This window comes from Brevibacillus sp. FSL K6-2834 (assembly GCF_038592925.1).
Lineage (GTDB): Bacteria > Bacillota > Bacilli > Brevibacillales > Brevibacillaceae > Brevibacillus > Brevibacillus borstelensis.
On record NZ_CP151945.1, the window covers coordinates 5,385,893 to 5,404,573 of the forward strand.

Sequence of the window (18,681 nt, forward strand, 5' to 3'; positions counted from 1 at the left end):
AAAAAAGTTCCATCATTCGACTGGTTCTGAAGATGCACAACTGGTCGTTTTCGGCCTCGCATGCTGGCCAAACAATCTGCTGTCGAATTTCGTACCCATGCCCGCCACTCCCCTATATGCAATGCAAAAGCAGGTGCCCCGCTGTCTGCTTGAGACTTTGGAGCACCTGCTTTTTCCGATTTATAGACTATGCTACTGCAACGATTTTTTGATGATATTACGGGCGATCCATACGCCTGCAGCCCCGGCCTGTGCCAGTCCGCGCGTAATGCCCGCACCGTCGCCGCCGCAGTACAGCCCTTTGATTTCCGTCTCGAACTCCTCGGTCAGCTTTGGACGGGCAGAGTAAAATTTGGCCTCTACGCCATAGAACAGTGTGTGCTCGGAAGCGATTCCCGGTGTCACCTTGTCCAGCGCCTCGACCATTTCGATCAAGCTTTTCATCGTATTGTACGGCAGAACCAGGCCCAAATCGCCGGGAACGGCTTCCTTGAGCGTCGGCTCCAAAAACCCTTCGCGGATGCGGGACTCGGTAGAGCGGCGTCCGCGCAAAATGTCTCCGTATTTCTGGACGATGACGCCGCCATTGGAAAGATCGTTGGCGCGTTTGCAAATTTCGCGAGCGTATTCGTTCGGCTTGTCAAACGGCTCGGTAAATTTGTGCGAAACGAGCAGAGCAAAGTTTGTATTCTGGGAGCCCAGCGCAGGGTCCTTGTAAGAGTGGCCGTTTGCCGCCATGACGCCGCTGTGGTTTTCCACGACGACGTGACCGGACGGGTTGCTGCAGAAGGTGCGCACCCTCGTCCCGACCGATGTGTTGAAGATGAATTTTCCTTCGTACAGATGCTCATTGATCTCGCGCATCACCACGTCGGACGTCTCGACCCGCACGCCTACGTCTACCTGGTTGTTGTACATTTTCAGACGGCGCTTTTTCAAAATCCCCGTCAGCCAGGCGGAACCGTCACGGCCGGGCCCGATCATCACGTTGTCGCTCAAATATTCCTCGCCGTTTTTCAGCACCACGCCTCGAACGCGGTGACCGTCCGCTTCCTTGACCGTCAGGATATCTTCGACCTCGGTCTTGAACATCATGTCGATGCGCGTTTTCAAGTATTCATAAATCGACTTGAGAATCTCCAGGTTTTGCTCCGTGCCCAGGTGGCGCACCTCAGCTCTCAGGAGCTTCAGCCCTGCTGCATATCCGCGCTGCTCGATGCTTTTGATCGTTTCGGTCGTCGGATCGGTAATTGCTGTCGTCGCACCGTGCTCCAGGTTGATGGAGTCGACGTATTTAATCAGATCCAGCACCTGGGATGGAGCCAAATAATCGGTCATCCAGCCGCCGAATTCGGTGGTAATGTTGAATTTCCCGTCGCTGTACGCGCCGGCTCCGCCAAATCCGGCTGTGATCGAACAGGCCGGCAGACAGCCTGCGAAATCCTTCTTTCCTGCCGGGGGCGGGCAAAGCTTGATTTTCTCCTCCAAAATCGGGCAGCGGCGCGAGTAAATGTCATGGCCTTTATCAATCAACAGGACTTTTGCCTTCGGCGCTTTCAGTGTCAATTCATAGGCAGCGAAGATTCCTGCCGGTCCGGCACCTACCACAATCACGTCATATTTGTTGTTTATATTACTCATGTTCATATCCTCCTCGCAATAAAAAAACCCAACAAGCGAACGGGTATAGCGATACACCCATTCGTAGTTAGGAATTTACGGTTCCTTGTAGAGACCCTCAAACCTTATTTCTGAGGATATACGAATCTGTCGGATTTTTCGTTTTTGAAACTCGCAACAATTTGCATGATAACGCAGATAATGAATTATGTCAATCAATTGGATAATTTTTATTCGCCTTTTTATTGGTTTGGGCATAAAACCATCGAAAGATCAGTCGTCTGACAACCTAAATCCGAACATTAAAACCGAACATTCGTGATTTAACTGTGGGATTTTCGTACATCAGCAGCTTATTTCCTTCACCGGACAGCGTGCCAAGAATTCTCCAAAATAGGACCGGCTGCTCCGGACGCCTCGTACACGATCAACAGTCCTCGTGAAAGCCCTGCATGTTCTGGTATGTTAAATATCTTTTTTGTCCTTTTGATTTGCCTGAAGCAATTCAATAATCTGTTTGTTTTGTTTTACGAGTTCTTTTGAGTTCATTGCGATAGAGAGTAAACAAGCAAAACTCAGCATACTGAGGATAAATATACCTAAAATCACATGATCACCTTCCCCTTTTTCCCACAATTATACAAGACCACGCATCATTCATTACAATTTCTCTGATTTCGACGAGACAAAGTGAGGAGGGTTTCAGGGTTTTACATAATTTGAACAATACATACTTAACTCATTGACTCAAGAAGGCAGACAGACCCCCATTTTGCAGGTTTTCCATATCTGTCGTATTCACCCTAAGGAAAAAAATCATATCCTATCTGGAACGTTCGGACACACTAGCCGACCTGTTCAGACACATATGCTTGAAAGTGCTAAGCGAAAAGGAGTTGAGAAGTTGACACATTCAGCAAACAGGACCTTCAACAGCTCTATCAAAATTGATGTCCTGATCCCGGCTATCGAGAAAGACCTTGGCACTCTTCCCTATGTCATTGACAGTATCCGTACACAAGTAAAGCATCCGATCGGCAAGATCATGGTTGTATCGCCACCAAGCAAGCGAATCCAAGCCCTTTGCCGGCGTAAAAACTGCACCTTCATCAATGAAAAACGCGTCCTTCCGATTACAAAAAAAGACATTCGCTACCAAACCAAACGCACCAATCGCTCAGGCTGGCTGCTTCAACAATTGTTGAAGCTGGCGGGAGGAAACCTGTCCAAGCGAAGGTATTATCTTGTGATCGACGCCGACACCATTCTCATCCGCCCTCATGTCTTTCTCGTCAACGGGAAAACCGTTTTTTACTGCCGTAACTGGAGTCGTCCCGAGTATTTTCGCACCTATAAGAAATTGCTGGGGACCAAGCCAACCGCCTCGCGCTCTTTCGTTGCCCACTATATGCTGTTCGACAAATCGAAGCTCTCCCGACTGAAGTGGAAAATTGAGGCCAGGCATAAGACTAGGTGGTACTGGGCGATTATCAAGAAGACCAACAAACAAAGTTATGCCGGCTTCTCCGAGTTCGAAACCTACGGTAACTTCGTGAAAGCTCACTACCCCGGTCATCTGGTTGCAAGAAGTGCCCTTAACAAAAGCTGCTCCTCAACACCAGCATCACTTACTCGTGAGCAACTCTTCAGAATGGCCCAGAAATACAGGTCTATCTCCTTTCATAAACGCCGCTGGTATATCCGGAAGACCGGCTTGAGAAAATGAAGAGCCCGGTTTTTTATCAACAAAAAAAGAGCGGTCCCCTGTTTAAGGACCACTCTTCCATATCCGTTGCCAACGTTATGATACTGCTTTTTTCTCGCTCGCTTCCTCTGACCAGCACTCGACCTTCGGGAGGCCTGGGATGGAGCTTGCGTGAAATACCGGATTCTTGCCGGCTTTCTTTTGCTTTGTATAATCCTTCAGAGCGGCAAATGCGACTTTCCCCAGCACGGCGATTGCAAACAGGTTGAGGAGCGCCATCAAAGCCATGAAGAGATCGGCGAGATCCCAGACAATGCTGATTTTGGCTACCGATCCGAACATGACCATGCCCACTACCAGCAGGCGGTAAATCGTCAGCCACTTCTTGTCCGACTTGATAAACTCGATGTTGGTTTCCCCGTAGTAGTAGTTGCCTACCACCGAGCTGAAGGCAAACAAGAGGACGATCAAAGCGACAAACGAGCTTGCCCAGCCGCCTACATGCGAGCTGAGCGCGGCCTGGGTGAGGGCGATTCCGTCCAGTCCTTCTGTCGTATACATGCCGGAAAGCAGCACGATAAATGCAGTAGCACTGCAGACAAGCAGGGTATCGACGAAGACACCAAGCGCCTGAATGAGCCCTTGCTTCACAGGGTGCGTCACATCAGCTGTAGCTGCAGCGTTGGCTGCGCTCCCCATACCCGCTTCGTTGGAAAACAGTCCTCGCTTGATGCCCTGCATGATCGCAGCACCAAGACCGCCGCCGACCACCTGCTCCATGCCGAACGCCGACTTGACGATCAGGGCCAGCACGCCCGGAAGCTGTCCGATGTTGGTCACGACGACGAAGAGCGCAACGAGTACGTAGGCCCCAGCCATGAACGGCACGAGGAATTCAGCTACCTTCGCAACCCGTTTGACACCACCAAAAATGATAATACCAGTTACAACCGAAAGAATTACTCCCATCAGAGTACGGTTGACGCCATAGGCAGTCTGAAACGCCTGGGTGATCGTATTCGCCTGTACGGCGTTGAACACAAACCCGAAACAGAGCGTAATCAGGATGGCGAACAGCACACCCATCCAACGCTTTTTCAGCCCTTGCTCCATGTAGTAGGCAGGGCCGCCGCGAAAGCCGCTCGCATCCTTCACCTTATAGATCTGCGCCAGTGTGCTTTCCACGAACGCAGAAGCGGAACCGATCAGGGCGATCAGCCACATCCAGAAGACAGCCCCGGGTCCTCCCACAGAGATCGCCATGGCTACACCGGCCAAATTCCCTGTTCCGACCCGTGACGCGGTACTGATGCAAAAAGCCTGGAAGGAGGAAATGCTCTCTTTCTTCTTTCCTGCCCCTTTTGCTCCTTCGCCCAGGAGGCGGAACATTTCTCCTGCCATTCGAAATTGCACGAATTTTGTTTGAAAAGTAAAATAAATACCTAAAATAATGAGCACTGCAATGAGGATTTTCGACCACAGGAAATCATTGAAAATCCCAACAAGATTCTCTAAAAACGCCATCAATGCACGAGCACCCCCAGTTGTCTATATATCAACAAATTATACGTCAGTTAGTTTATCACAAAACGTTCAAAAAGAAGTGTGCCAAATTTTCTATTTTGTGCTTCCCTGGCAAAACACAAATATTTCATGAATAAACGGAATATTTGTACTATGATGAGTGTTAGCAGTGCATTGCGGGAAGGTGGCTGTTCCGTGCGCGATTACCGCTACTATCAAACGATATTTGCTGGAATCCCCAAGCCTTTTGCCTTTGTCGATCTGGATCTACTCGGGATCAATGCCCAGCAGATCCGCCTCCGCAGCCAGGGAAAAATGATTCGCATTGCCAGTAAATCGATTCGCAGCGTCGAGCTTTTGAAGCATTTGCTGGAGATGGATGACTGCTTTCGGGGAATCATGTGTTATTCGGCCCCGGAAGCTCTTCATCTGGCTAACCACGGTCTGGATGACCTGTTGCTGGGATACCCGATATGGGAGCCGGTTTGGCTGGAGAAGCTGGCTATAGCCGTCAGGGACGGACACGCCATCACATTCATGGTCGACTCGGTCGAGCATGCAGAACACCTGGAAAAGTTCGCTCGTCAGTTCAAGGTAAGACTGCCTGTATGTCTGGATGCCGACATGTCCACCGACTTTTTCGGACTCCACTTCGGTGTCTGGCGTTCTTCTGTGCGGTCCATCGAACAAGCCCTCTATGTCCTGCGCCGCATTGTCGCGTCCAATCACCTGGAGGCAGCAGGCTTGATGGGGTACGAAGCGCAGATAGCCGGGGTAGGCGACCGCGCGCCAGGAAGCATTTTCAAAAATATCGCCGTCCGTATGCTCAAGCATGTGTCTCGACGTGAAATTCGCGACCGCCGCGCCTTGCTCCTGGAAACCGTCCGACAGATGGGAATTTCCCTCCGCTTTTTTAACGGCGGCGGCACCGGAAGCCTTCATTGGACGGGAAAAGAAGACGCAATTACTGAAGTGACAGCCGGTTCCGGATTCTTTGCTCCCGGCCTTTTTGACCACTATATCGATTTTCGCTGCCAGCCGGCGGCCGGTTATGCAGTCGAGATCGTTCGCAAGCCTGCTGCTGGTATTTTTACCTGCGCTGGAGGTGGCTTCATCGCTTCGGGCTCAGCCGGGAGAGACAAACTCCCCAAGCCTTACCTGCCGAAAGGTGCTTCTCTGCTTCCAAACGAAGGGGCTGGCGAGGTACAGACACCGGTTCGCTACCGCGGAGGGGAGACTTTGCAGTTCGGCGATCCGATCTTTTTCCGCCACGCCAAAGCGGGCGAGCTGTGCGAACACTTCACCCGGCTCTACTGTGTGTCAGATGGACGTATCGTCAAAGAAGTGACGACTTACAGGGGGGATGGCTTATGCCAATCGTGAGCAAGTCCGGAAAGCTGTGGAGAAACTGGGCCGGCAATGTGCAGAGCCGGCCTGACCAGATCGTTTTTCCGGGAAGCATTGCCGATGTCGTCGCCATCGTGAAGCAATGTGCCGGGCAGGGGCTGCGCATCCGTGTAGTCGGTTCCGGCCACTCGTTTACAGGTCTGGTCCAGACCGATGAATGCCTGTTGTCTCTTGACCGTCTGCAAGGTCTGGCAAGCGTAGATGCCGAAAAAGGAGTCGCCGAGGTATGGGCAGGGACCAAGCTGAAAGCGCTCGGCGAACTGCTTCACTCCCACGGCCTCTCTCAAGAAAATCTGGGGGATATCAATGCCCAATCCATCGCTGGAGCAGTCAGTACAGGAACACACGGCACGGGCATCCGGTTTGGCAGCCTGTCCACGCAGGTTGTCGGCCTGACCATCGTAACTGCAGCAGGTGAGGTGGTGGATTGCTCGGCTGAGAGCCATCCTTCCTTGTTTCCCGCCCTGCAGGTATCGCTCGGTCTGCTCGGAGTGATCGTCAAGGTACGCCTTCGCGTCATCCCGAAGCTGCAGCTCCGATACGAGAGCATGCGGCTTCCCGTGGAAACATGTCTGGACCAACTGGACAAATGGACCGCAGAAAACCGTCATTTTGAATTTTTCCTGTTCCCCTACTCACAGCTCGTCCAGGCCAAACGCATGAATGAAACGGCTGACCCCCCTAGTCCATATCTGCGCTGGAATCATTTCAAACAACTCATTTTGGAAAACGGCTTTTTCTGGCTCCTCTCCGAGAGCTGCCGCCTATTCCCGCCCCTGTGCCCGTCCGCAAGTCAGCTATCCGCCAAAGCTGTGCCTTCCGTCTCGGGAACGGGTTTGAGCCACCGTCTCTTTGCCACCCCTCGTCTGGTGCGCTTCCACGAGATGGAGTACAGTGTACCCGCCGACCGGATGAAGGAAGTAATTGAGGAGATCCAGACAGCGATCGAGCGGCACCGTTTCGCCGTCCATTTTCCCATCGAGTGCCGTTATGTAAAAAAGGACGACATCTGGCTCAGTCCCGCCTACGAACGAGATTCAGCCTACATTGCCGTCCACATGTACAAAGGCATGCCTTACCAAGCCTACTTTTCTTGCGTCGAAGAAATTTTTTGGAAATACGGAGGCCGTCCTCACTGGGGAAAAATGCACAGGATGGACACCGCAGGATTGCACAAGGCTTTCCCTCGCTTGAAGGACTTTCTGGCTGTCAGAGAAGAGTGGGATCCGCAGGCCCGATTTGCCAATGACTATCTGTCGCATCTCCTGGGCATAGCATCCGGCTCTCCGTGACCGTCTATTACGCATGTTTCGGCCTATTGCTTTATTGCTTCTTTGTCCGCCATTGGGGCAAGGCCCCCGGTTCCATCAGTGACCTTTACTCCATTTGTACTTCTTCTGTTCATCCCGGACAGCTCTTTCTTTATAATGGGAGCAGACAAATCAAAGCGAGGAGGCTTCCCTTTCATGGAATTCACGGCCAAGGAACACGGTTTTGTAGCACATCTGTCTTATGGAGATCTTCACGTTTCCGGTGACGAACAGTACGGGTTTCGCCCGTTTCAATTGCTCGTTTCCTCCATTGCGGTCTGCAGCGCGGGCGTATTGCGGAAGGTGCTGGAAAAAATGAGGATGCCCTGCAGCGACATGAAAGTGACTGCGGACGTGGAGCGCAACGAGGACAAGGCAAACCGGGTGGAAAAAATCCATCTTCATTATGTCATCACGGGGGAGCAGCTTCAGGCGGACAAGGTGAAGAAAGCGATTGATCTGGCTAGGAAAAACTGCCCGATGGCGCAATCGGTCGAAGGCAGCATTGTGATTACGGAGACGTTTGAACTGGTTTCATGAGGTAAATCTCGAAGCTTCTTAATGAGGAGGTAGGACGGGCTTTAGTGGAGGAGATGAAACAGAAGAAAAAGGCTCAAGGCTCGGTGGGACACTGCGTGGGGGATTGACTGGCCGGCTCCATTCCAAAAGCGGGACCGCGTCCAAAAGTAGATTTTTCAGGAAGCATCTCAGAGTTGGACGCTAGAGGCGTGTCCCGCTTTTTCCACTCCGCCTGGGAGGTGTCCCAAAGGCCTTCGCCTTTTTCTTCTGTTTCATCTCTACAGCTTTGTCCTTTACTGTCTTTTGGCAGGTCAATCAGAGAAGAAGGCTTAAAAGAGTTCCTTCTTTGTTTCGTCCCCTTTCTTAGTTTCTTTGTTGTTCTTTGTTCGTTGTTCTCTGTACTCCTATCTTCACCCCTCGTTTTTCAAAACTTGTATCAAATTGAATTTCTGCTAATCAAATTTTCCTCCGCTACAAAATTAGGGTGCCCGCGTTTTTGGGGGCACCCTTTCACATATTTGCCTTTCTTTAAAGGCAAAGCGTTTTTTTATGATCTGCTCTCAGCCGGGACTCCTTGCTTGGCCCAGCTTTTTTTGTCCGGGATGACTTGGTTTAGGATCAAGGTTGCCAATGCGCCTACGGTAATGTTGGAGGACAGGATGTAATTGACGAAGTCAGGGGCGCCCTGGAGTGCGTCCTTTGGCAGCACTGTGACAGCGATGGTCAGCAAAATGGGCAGGCCGATGACCATCATGTTGCGCTCGTCGATGGTGATATGCTGAATGACTTTTAATCCGTTGGTCACAATCGCTACGCAGACGATGCCGAAAATGCCGTTGATTACGGGCTCGGGGATGCAGGTAATCGCTGCGGACAGCTTTGGCACCAGGCCCAGCGCGATGAGGATGATGCCTCCGGCCATGATTGCCATTCGGCTGGCTACTCCGGTTACCGCGAGCAGCCCGGCATTGGAGGAATACCCGGTCATCGGCGTTCCGCCAAACAACGCGCCTACAAAGCAGCCGAGACCTTCGCCCAAAGAAGCGCGGTTCAGCCTCTCTTCCGTCAGCTCCTTGCCCGTGACAGAGGAAACGACAAACCATGTACCCGTCGTTTCGATCATGATGATCAAATAAACGAACACCATGGTGAGAATCGCGCTGATGTCGAACACGGGGGCACCGTACGGGAAAAACTTGGGCAAAGAAAGCCAGGCGGCGCTTTTGACCGAGCTGAAGTCAACTCCTCCAAAGAACGCTGCCGTCACCGTTCCGACGAAGATCGCGATCAACACGGATACGAGGCGGAAAAACGTTCCTGCTTTCCCTGCCTTTTGTCCCAGCAGCATACAAGCGACCAATACTGCCGCCGAAACGGCTGCAATCAGGCTGTTTGTCCCGATGCTTCCCGGCGAATTGTAAATATTGGCCATCGCCGTAGGCATCAGTGCAATCCCGACGATGACAATGACCGTCCCGCCTACCAACGGGGGAATGAACCTGCGTACGGCTTTCGCAAACCACTTCAGCGGATAGCCGACAAAAGCCATCAGCAATGCGCCGGGGATGATGCTTCCGATCATCGCTGCCATACCCAGTTTGCTGCCGATCGCTGCCAAAGCGCCAATCGGAACGTAAGAGGGGCCCTGCACAACCGGCAGTCGAATTCCGAAGCCAGTCTGGATCAATGTGCCGATACCGGTAGCCAAAAAGCACATTTGAATAAAGAAGGACGTACTGGAAGTATCCAATGTCAAAAGTCCTGCAATGATAATCGGGGCAATGTACAAGTCCATGGCCAATACATGCTGCAAACCGAGCAAAAAAGCCTTTCCCACACTAATCTTGTCATCGACGCCCACGACAAGGCGAACGTCATCCCGCTGTTGTTCCACCCTTATGCCTCCCTATGTTTTCTCAGCTATTAACGAATGTTATACGCCAGATTATAGGATAATCGAATTGTTTTGTACACAAAAATCGAATGACTTTCTCCTAACTAAAAATATTGTTCGTGTTTTTGTTGACTCTCTTTATCTACAGGGGCTAAAATATGAAGAAAATGTCCGCAAATAAACGTTGCACGGAAGTTGAGAAGGAAGGGTGTCCCTGACAATGGTTCAAGATACTGTACTGAAAAATGACTGGATCGTCGCTTGCCGCTCCACCGATTTGCAGGATCAGCCGAAGCAGATCGTGATCATGGGCGAGCGAATCGTCCTATTTCGAAACGATGAAGGTGTTCATGCCTTCAAGGATTTGTGCATCCACCGCGGTGCGGCCCTTTCCCTCGGCTGTGTCCGGGACGGCAAGCTCGTCTGTCCTTATCACGGCTGGGAGTACGAGTCCACAGGGGCCTGCGTCAAGATTCCTCAGCTTCCCGAGGATCAAGCCATCCCCGGAAAAGCGCGTGCCCTGTCCTACGGCTGTACGGAGCGCTACGGCTTTATTTGGGTCAACCTGGGGAACAATCAGCCCGAGATGTTCCCGCTCCCGGAGTTTGGCGAGCCCGGTTTTCGCAACGTCATCTGGGGCCCCCAGAGCGTCCATGCAAAACCGCCGCGCGTCGTAGAGAATTTCCTCGATGTCGGGCATTTGGCTGTCGTTCATGAAGGCTACCTGGGCGTGGCCGAGCACAGGGAGATCGGCGATTACCGCGTTCACCGGACGGAAACATCCATCTACTCGGACGAGATCGCTGTCTTTCAGCCTGACCCGGACGGGAGCGGACAAGCCAAGCACGTCTACTACACATATGAAATTCTGCGTCCGCTGTCTGTAAAGTTTACGAAACGCGACCGGGAAACGGGTCATCTGATGTCCATTCTCCTGACAGTCGCACCGACGGAGGAAGGGAAAACAGTCGCCTACGGTGTCCTTTCTTTTAACTACGAGACTGGTACCACCGACGAGGAAATCGTCGAATTCCAAAACATGATTTTTGCCCAGGACAAGCCGATTGTGGAAAATCAAAAGCCGGAGGATTTGCCGCTCGATTTGCAGATGGAGCTGTCCCTGAAATGCGACCGGGTCAGTATCGCGTATCGGCAGTATTTGCAGGAGTTGGGCGTGACATTGGGGACTGCGTAGAAGCATACGCTCGAGATAGCTATAGAGGTTTGTGAGGTCGGCTAGATGGGGATCTGGCCGATCTTTTGTTTGCTGAAGTTCGGGCTTTAATGGCGGAGATGAAAAAAGGGGACTCTTCACGAAGTCCCATTTTATTTTGCAAAAAGTCATAATAAAAGCGTATCCCCATGGCCTTTAGTTCGTTTTATCAGTTGGCTTTTTTGCAACTGCACTTTCCTCTGTAACCTTGACGAATACACCCTCGCTTTTTTCAAATGCAATATGATCACTCGGATCAACGTTCTTGATCGTGAAAAGCTTAGTCCCTTTCTCCAGGTAATTAGAGGCAATAGTTGCTTGCGATGTTTGTTCGTCCCCTTCAAAATCGTATTTCTCTTCTACTGTTCCAATTTGTTCTCCGATATTTTCTTTCTCTACAAGTTCGACTTTGTTTTCATCGCTCTCAATTACATAAACACGGTTTTCAACTTTCACATAAGGGTATGGCCAGCTTGCGATTTCATTTGTTGTTTTTTGTGTATCTGTGGATAGGGAGTTGTTAGCACATGATGAAAGCAGTAAAACGGAAAGGATCAACTTGACTGTGAGCAGAATTCTTCTCATTCTGAGCCCTCCTTACTTCGTACGCTAAATGACTCAAACCATTGAAAATCATAGGTTCGGCGATCGCTAAGACATGACCACATACACGTTTGATGACCGCTAATGTAGCTGAGATGGGCTGAAAATCATCTCCTCTAATGCTAAGCGTACGTTTTTGTCAAAATGTTGGCGGTACCACTTACCTGTAAAAAAGTAGAATGCGGGTGATTTTATGATATCACCCACACCGCAATTGGTAAATATTTACTATTTAGTCCTCCAGGCTCGGTGGGACACTGCTTGGGGGCTTTACTGTCCAGCTGCCATTCCAAAAGCGGGACCCCGTCTAAAAATCGATGACTCGTGGAAAGCATCTCAGAGGTTGGACGCTAAAAGCGTGTCCCGCTTTTACCATTCCGCCTGGGAGGTGTCCAAAAGGCCTTCGCATTTTACTTCTGTTTCATCTCTACAGCTTTTGTGTTTGTCGAACTTTCTTAAGGTTTTTTAAAGAAGAAAGGTTGTTGCTGCCGAAAATCTTCCGTACAGAAGCGCTAACCCTCATTCGCAAAAAAGGATCGAGCAGCATTGCAACGCTGTTCGATCCTTTTTCCTCTCCACTACTGTTATCGTAATTTGACATACTGAAAATCGCTTCGATAGCCGCTTATACCAAAAGCTTGCCGTCCTTCATGATCAACTCATCGTCAGCGTACACATCCGGCGCTTTGACGACCAAATCGATATGAACCCCCGCTGCAATGGTTCCGCCGAAGGTGTTGTTGCTGCCAAAGGCGACGTGGATCGTGCCGTACACTTTTTCGTCCTCCAGCACCACGCCAGTGATCCGCGCTTTGTCATTCGTGCCGATCCCGAATTCGCCCAGCAAGCGACCGTCTCCGTCGCCAAGCGTTTTCAACAGCCGGTCAGCCTCGGCCCCCTCTGCCTCGACAATGCGCCCGTCTTTTACAGTCAGGAGCAGCGGACTGTCGATCTTGCCGATTCCGGCGATCGAGCCGTCTACGACGATCTGGCCCTCGGCTGTTCCTTCCACTGGGGCGATATATGCTTCGCCGGATGGCAGGTTGCCCGATTCACCCGGATTGACGTAAACGCCTGTGCTCGGTACGCCGTTGCGTCCGTTGATCGAGAAGGTCAACGCTTTTCCTTCCTTTTCGATGCGGATCGTGTTTGCCCTGGTCAACAGCTCGGTCACCTTTTCAGTCAATGCTTTTACCTGGGAGTAGTCGGCAGTGATCGCTCCCTCCAGGAACATGTCCTCGGTGATGGCAGGCATGGTGGCAAGCCGTGTGCCGTTTGCGGCTGCTTCCTTGCGCGCTTTGGTATGCGTCAGCGAATGCTGGGTCACGCAGACGACCACATGGGAGCGTTTCATCGCTTCGCTGATGGCTGCCGGCGGCTCCTGGCCGGATTTTTCGCGTTGATTCATGACGACGAACATCGCTTCGGCGCCGAGTTGACGGCCTGCTTCCCACAGCGCTTCGCCCAGCTCCCGCTTGGCGTCGTCGGCTACCACCAAAAAGGACTCCCCGGCTTTCAGTGCCATGCAATTGGTCAAAATTCCTTTACTGATTTCGATCAGCTTCATCTTTGTTCAACCCTTCCTAAATCATTTCAGACACCAGTTTCGCCATCATCGCATTGGACAGGATGACCGGCAATCCAGTCAAGTCGGAGACCAGCTCGCGGGCTTCCTCTGTGTATCCCATACAGTCCAGCAGTACGATGTCCGCCTTTTCCTTTAATTCCGCGCAAGCCTCCCGGAAGCTTACCACATCATTTTTATACGGCGATGCCGCGGCAAAGACGGGGAACAATCCGTGCGGATGATATTTGTCCTTCAGTGCTTCCTTTTGCTCCACGAGCGGTACGAGCACCCCGAGACGGCTTCCCTTGACCATCGCGGCCACCGTCGGAGGAATGACGTAATCCGGTTCGATCAGGAACGCTTTTTTGGCGGACAACCCCGGGAAAACACCTGTACACAGGAGTAGGATCGTCTGGATGCCGCTATTCTCCATATCCTCGATCTTCCGCTGCAGGATCGGCTGGATTTTCTCACGCGACATGACCGCCGCATCTCCGTTAACCATCCGGGACGTCAGCACGTATTCGCCCGGTCCGGGAGACAGGCGTTCTTCCACTTCTTGCTTCGTCATTCCGTCCAATACTCCTGCCTGGACGAGCTCGGCTCTTCCTGCGAGATACTTCTCTACGATTGGCGCGACATCCGGCCGTGGCGCTTGCCCGATCGTAATCATCCCAATGCGTTTCACGGTCATCCTCTCCTTCTTTTCGCGTGTGAAAAAAAGCAAGGGGAAAGCTCCCCTCGCCTTGCTTATTTGCCCAATGTTTGCAGCACTTTCATGGAGCCGTACAGCGATGTGATTCGGGCAAATTCATCGGTGTCGTAAAAACGGCAAGTACCATTGGTGTATTCTTTTGCCACCTCGACAGCGTATTTCACTGCGAGTGCGATGTCCACCTCGTGGCTGGCGCCGGTTCCGCAGCCTGGGACAGCGGACTGAGCCGTCACCGCCACCCCGACTACAGGGGCATCGGTCGCTACGCATGGCTGCAGGATGCTGTTGATATGGTAGAGATCGTTTCCGTATGGAGTAATGTCTTGCATCGTGATCGGGAAGGTAACCGGAAGCTGCCCGGTCGTCATTTCCATAATCCGCAGCAGGTCGTCGCTGATGCGCAGGATGTAGCCTTCTTTTACGGTTGCCGAGATCGCAATCCCTCTGTGATTGATCACTTTGTTTCCTTTGGTCGTGTCAATGGACAGGATCGCTTCCATCTCAGGTGTAACCTCATACTTGTTCATGGTCAAAATGTCGACTGGCGAATCCATGAAATCGACCGGCTCATGCGGACGGGTAGGTGCATTTGGGCAAATATGAGTGGTGATCACCACGTCGCCTTTCAGCACATCACCTTGTTTTTGCATTTCCGCCAGCTTTAGCGCACTCGCTACGGCTGCAATGGCACCATCGGCATCGGATACGAGACCGATACGGCTCGGGCGCGCGCCGATACCGCCAAGTCGTCCGATGATTCCAAAGGTTGGCGCCATCCCGCCCTTGGATTTCCCTTCCTTGCCGGGAATGACGATCTTCACGAAGTCCGTGCTGCCCTTTTGCCCGGTAACGGTCTCAACGGTTACTTGCACATCGGAATAATCGGCAAACAGGTTTTTGATCGTTTCTCCACTTACATAGGCACTGTCCATAGCTTCAAATACAGTAATGGTTTGTTTCAACGACATGAAAGATCCCTCCGTCTTGGTTGTTGGTGAGCGTTTTGTTTACAGGTAGGACACGATTTCTTTGCCGATCACGCCTTCAATCGGCTTGAGCAGCCCCTCATTGCGCATTGTAGTGCTCAGGATCAACTTTTCGGCAGGCACGTGAATCACCGCTACATGCTGCCCTTTTTCCATCGCCGCCGTGACAATCGGGCGTGCAGTCCGGGCATCCAAGGTCATGATCAGGTCGGGGAACGTCGCCAGGCGCTTGCCGTCTTGCTCCAGCGTCATGTACTCATTCCAGAACGTCATCTCCGTACTGCCAACGGTGACCCGGCCAACGTCAAAGCCGCCTGTTGTCTCCAGCGAGAACTCGCTCACTTCCCCTTCGATGACGACACGGCCGCCAAGTGCGGCGCATACCGCTTCAATCGCCGCTTCTCCTTTGCTCCCGAGAAGCGCCTCGCCTACCTTGATCGCCTGGGAGATGCCGCCGGGCGCGCCGTTTGCTCTGGCATACGCAACGGTTACCGGATTCCGGGCAACAGCCACCAGGCCGCCTGCTTCCACGGACACCTTTCTGATCATGGACGCCGCTTTTTCAATGGAAGAGGAAATGCTCATTTCCACATAACGGTCTCCCTTTCCGCCAGCAGCAGCCTGATGGGAAACGTAATCCGGCAGCTCATGCAGATTCAGCGACCCCATCGTTCCTGTCGGATGCGCCCGACCGTTGCAAGGCAAATCGACGATCGGAAGACCGGTGACTGCCGCCTGGAACCAGCCGTTTACGCTTGTCCCTGCTCCGTTTTCGTTCGTATGAATCCCTCTGAGCGGTGTTTTTACCTTCTCCGACAAAAGCTCCAGTGCCCGAACATAGTGGATCGGCTTGAGGAATTTATCCTTTGCTGCCGGAGCTCCGACCAGCGAAACGGTGACGAGCAAATCGTCGTCCGCCATTTCGTCGTCGGAAACCAGCACCGGTTGGCCTACCTCCAGAGCAAGCCGCCCGATTTGCAGCCCCTCCTCGATCCAGCCTCCACCACCTCCGCCGAGTACGGCTCCACCGTACACGGCTGCTTCCATCATGCGTTCGTTGAGCAGGATCTTCGTCATTGTACACCCTCCTATTTTTGACTGAATTTGAAAATGGAGCTAAAGAAGCTGTAGATCGCGTCACCGGCGATAAAGCCGGCTGCAAGAATGCTCATCGAGCTTTCTGCCTCTTTGCCTTTCAGCTTGAGCACGATGACACGGATCAGAATCCCGACCAGAACCGCCCAACCGGCACCCGGATTCAGGATAAGCAAACCTGTTGCAAACAAGACGCCAAGCTGACGGCTCGGACCGCCTATAAACTGCAGGATGGCGCCCGGAATGGCCCAGAGAAGCAGTTGTTTCGCGACTTCAGCGGACGCTCCCGCTTCGATCGTCTTCACATAGACGGCGTCCACTGGCGGGACAAGCCCACTGGCAAAGAAGCCTTTATAGGTGAACATGACCGTGATCAAAGCAACGCCGAATGCAATCATGCCCGTGATGTACTGCTGCTTGCGGCCGTGAAGTTCAAATTCCTTGTCCTGTCCGTTGCCGCGAAGAATATAGCCTGTCTTGAGGTCGTACCCCATATCGGCAAAGGCAGGACCGGTCGCTGCACTAAAGCCGACCAGCAGGGCAAGCGCTACCGGCGGAAACCCTGCCAGCAGCCCGATGATCAAGGTGATCAACGCCACCGCAAACGCCGGGAACCAACCGGAGTGCATCGCGGCAATCCCTACAATCAGCTCGTGCAAATAAGCGGCAAAAGCGGCGAAGATCAGAAAGCCGATAAACATGCCTGTCGACATTTCTGTCATCAGTCCACCCAAAATCGCGAGGACCAGAGAAATGATCAAATAGGCCACAAATCCGATTCCGAGTACACGTGTCGTCTGCTTGTCGCTGCGCGTGTACGTTTCCGCAGCTACTTCACTGCCATTTCCACTATCTGTCTTCTTGCGCTTCAAAATAATCATCGTGACCTGGATCAGCGCCACAACACCGGCACCGATCATGAAGCCGTGCGGGATGAACATCTGGTTTACATCCATTCCAAACATCGGTATCGAATACTGGCGAAGCAAGAGCCCGATCCCGAACATGGACAGCGCCCAAATGTTTCCGATGAAAGCAACACCAAACGCCGACATCGAAATGCCGAGCCAGGAGCCGAGCAAACCGCCCGCCGCACCGACACCGAGCAGAGCGGCACGTTTGCCCCCTTTGTCCCCGGCGATAATGGCTTCCGCAGTAGCTACACCTGCCGGCCATGTACCGGACGCAGGGAAGACGCGAGAGTCAAACAATTTATAAAGAAGAGCAGCATCGACAAACATCGCCAGAGCCGCACCGATCAGCATCGGCATGATCAATTCTGGTTTTCCCATCACAAACGGAATGCCGATCGGAATCAGCAAGCTGTTGGCCGCCCCGAATGTCGCGGAAGAAATCGAGGTTTGCACCAGATTTTGGCGATGGACCGACTTGTACTTGGAAAAGATGGTGATCGGCAGACGCGCGATCAGCATGGCGATAAGCGCACCGATAATGGCCGTATTTGGAGTAATTCCGAGCGAGGCCACCAGCTGCATCCCGATGACCGCCCCGATAACAGCGGTAACAATATTCAGAATCAACGCAAAAGGTTCAAAAATGGAAGGGTGTTTTTCCTTTTCACTCTTTCCGTTGTTTATGTTGTTCATGCAAGTCCCCTCCTTTGTGCTAGAAAATGCGTTGCAGTATGGCCTGTACTTCTTGCTGTGCAGTCCGCAGCTCCCTCAAGGCTTCCGGTACTTTTTGCTCCGGCATGCGATAGTCCGGCCCGGCAATGGTCAGCGATGCCACGACCTGCCTGTCCCCGGAAAACAGCGGCACCGCGATGCCAAACACCGTATCGGTGTATTCACCTACGGAGTAAGCCCATCCGTCTTCTCTGATCCGTGCCAGGTCCTGCAACAGCTTCTCCTTGTCATGAATCGTATGTTCTGTTCTTGGCCGCAGCCCCTTTTCGATGATGGCTGATTGGGTGCTGGCCGGCAAGTAAGCCATAATCACTTTGTTGGAGGCCCCAGCGTACAAAAGCGTCCTGCTGCCGATAGACATCGCGTACTTCACTTGCTGCCTGCTTTCGGCGATCTCCAGACAAATGCCCTCCAAGCCATCCAGCCAAGTCAAGAAAACGGATTCATTTGTTGCTTCGGCAACCCGTTTCATGACCGGGTAAATCAGCTCGGTTATGTCCAGATTGTCCTTGACAGTGGATGCGTACTCCAAAAAGCTAAACCCCAGTTCGTACTTCTTTGTTTTAGGTTCCTGTTTGACAAATCCGTATCGTTCAAACGTAGCCAGCATCCGATACACAACAGTGTGGCTAATATTCATTTCCTTGGCCAGTTCACGAACTCCCCATTGCGTTTTTTCCCGGGTAAAGTGTTTGAGTAAATCCAGAGCGTTATCCAGTGTTTTTAGCATGCTTGGCCACCTATCGTCTCAAGGTTTTCATAAAATGGAATGCAACCGTTTGCGGTCAGCACTTTGTTTTCCCAAGAGGAGAAAACGGTGACGACCTTTTTGTTTCTAATAGCGAACCACTGGTTCTCTCATAGTCCGAAAAAAAAC

Annotated in this window: 15 protein-coding genes and 1 riboswitch; of the genes, 5 read left to right on the plus strand and 10 right to left on the minus strand. The window is 52.1% G+C overall.

Translation table 11 applies throughout. The features are described from left to right. Positions 1–192 precede the first annotated feature (192 nt). Positions 193–1,641: an NAD(P)/FAD-dependent oxidoreductase gene (locus NST96_RS26025; protein ID WP_003388564.1), complete on the minus strand. Its 1,449-nt coding sequence runs from the start codon at positions 1,639–1,641 to the stop codon at positions 193–195. 44 nt (positions 1,642–1,685) lie between these two features. Next, positions 1,686–1,785: riboswitch (purine riboswitch) on the minus strand. A gap of 739 nt (positions 1,786–2,524) precedes the next feature. On the opposite strand from NST96_RS26025, the gene NST96_RS26030 reads away from it, so the two are divergent. Next, a complete protein-coding gene (locus NST96_RS26030) occupies positions 2,525–3,346 on the plus strand; it encodes a DUF6492 family protein (protein WP_342406553.1) in 822 nt (273 codons plus the stop codon). 75 nt (positions 3,347–3,421) lie between these two features. Here the strand turns inward: NST96_RS26030 and NST96_RS26035 are convergent, their stop codons facing one another. Further along, positions 3,422–4,849: an alanine/glycine:cation symporter family protein gene (locus tag NST96_RS26035; RefSeq protein WP_003388566.1), complete on the minus strand. Its 1,428-nt coding sequence runs from the start codon at positions 4,847–4,849 to the stop codon at positions 3,422–3,424. Positions 4,850–5,044: 195 nt separating this feature from the next. Here NST96_RS26035 and NST96_RS26040 point away from each other — a divergent pair, with 195 nt between their 5' ends. The 3 genes from NST96_RS26040 (at position 5,045) to NST96_RS26050 (ending at position 8,106) form a co-directional block, all read left to right on the plus strand. Next, positions 5,045–6,232 carry an amino acid deaminase/aldolase gene (locus NST96_RS26040; protein WP_342405056.1) on the plus strand — a complete coding sequence of 396 codons (1,188 nt, stop codon included), beginning with the start codon at positions 5,045–5,047 and terminating at the stop codon, positions 6,230–6,232. Beyond that, positions 6,220–7,548 carry a D-arabinono-1,4-lactone oxidase gene (locus tag NST96_RS26045; RefSeq protein WP_122957981.1) on the plus strand — a complete coding sequence of 443 codons (1,329 nt, stop codon included), beginning with the start codon at positions 6,220–6,222 and terminating at the stop codon, positions 7,546–7,548. The genes NST96_RS26040 and NST96_RS26045 overlap by 13 nt, the downstream gene beginning before the upstream one ends. Before the next feature lie 174 nt (positions 7,549–7,722). Continuing rightward, the gene (locus NST96_RS26050; protein WP_227277535.1) at positions 7,723–8,106 is read left to right on the plus strand and encodes an OsmC family protein; all 384 of its coding nucleotides are present in this window, start codon (positions 7,723–7,725) and stop codon (positions 8,104–8,106) included. A 526-nt stretch (positions 8,107–8,632) separates the two neighbouring features. On the opposite strand, the gene NST96_RS26055 is transcribed toward NST96_RS26050, so the two are convergent. Then, entirely contained in the window at positions 8,633–9,979 is a 1,347-nt protein-coding gene (locus tag NST96_RS26055) for a nucleobase:cation symporter-2 family protein (protein ID WP_024984483.1), read from the minus strand. 220 nt (positions 9,980–10,199) lie between these two features. Between NST96_RS26055 and NST96_RS26060 the strand changes: the two genes are divergently transcribed. Continuing rightward, a complete protein-coding gene (locus NST96_RS26060) occupies positions 10,200–11,174 on the plus strand; it encodes an aromatic ring-hydroxylating dioxygenase subunit alpha (RefSeq protein ID WP_003388572.1) in 975 nt (324 codons plus the stop codon). A gap of 174 nt (positions 11,175–11,348) precedes the next feature. On the opposite strand, the gene NST96_RS26065 is transcribed toward NST96_RS26060, so the two are convergent. From NST96_RS26065 to NST96_RS26095, 7 genes are all read right to left on the minus strand, one after another. Then, the gene (locus NST96_RS26065) at positions 11,349–11,777 is read right to left on the minus strand and encodes a hypothetical protein (protein WP_003388573.1); all 429 of its coding nucleotides are present in this window, start codon (positions 11,775–11,777) and stop codon (positions 11,349–11,351) included. A gap of 643 nt (positions 11,778–12,420) precedes the next feature. Continuing rightward, positions 12,421–13,362: an aminopeptidase gene (locus NST96_RS26070; protein ID WP_251247056.1), complete on the minus strand. Its 942-nt coding sequence runs from the start codon at positions 13,360–13,362 to the stop codon at positions 12,421–12,423. Between the two features lie 16 nt (positions 13,363–13,378). Next, complete coding sequence (locus NST96_RS26075) at positions 13,379–14,056, minus strand: AroM family protein (protein ID WP_342405062.1); 678 nt, start codon at positions 14,054–14,056, stop codon at positions 13,379–13,381. Positions 14,057–14,112: 56 nt separating this feature from the next. Beyond that, positions 14,113–15,045 carry a DUF1177 domain-containing protein gene (locus tag NST96_RS26080; RefSeq protein ID WP_003388576.1) on the minus strand — a complete coding sequence of 311 codons (933 nt, stop codon included), beginning with the start codon at positions 15,043–15,045 and terminating at the stop codon, positions 14,113–14,115. Between the two features lie 39 nt (positions 15,046–15,084). Then, the gene (locus tag NST96_RS26085; RefSeq protein WP_024984486.1) at positions 15,085–16,140 is read right to left on the minus strand and encodes a DUF917 family protein; all 1,056 of its coding nucleotides are present in this window, start codon (positions 16,138–16,140) and stop codon (positions 15,085–15,087) included. Positions 16,141–16,151: 11 nt separating this feature from the next. Further along, positions 16,152–17,765 (minus strand): OPT/YSL family transporter, encoded by a 1,614-nt coding sequence (locus tag NST96_RS26090; RefSeq protein ID WP_031932534.1) that lies wholly within the window; start codon positions 17,763–17,765, stop codon positions 16,152–16,154. Positions 17,766–17,784: 19 nt separating this feature from the next. Further along, positions 17,785–18,534: an IclR family transcriptional regulator gene (locus NST96_RS26095; RefSeq protein WP_031932533.1), complete on the minus strand. Its 750-nt coding sequence runs from the start codon at positions 18,532–18,534 to the stop codon at positions 17,785–17,787. Between the last annotated feature and the right edge of the window lie 147 nt (positions 18,535–18,681).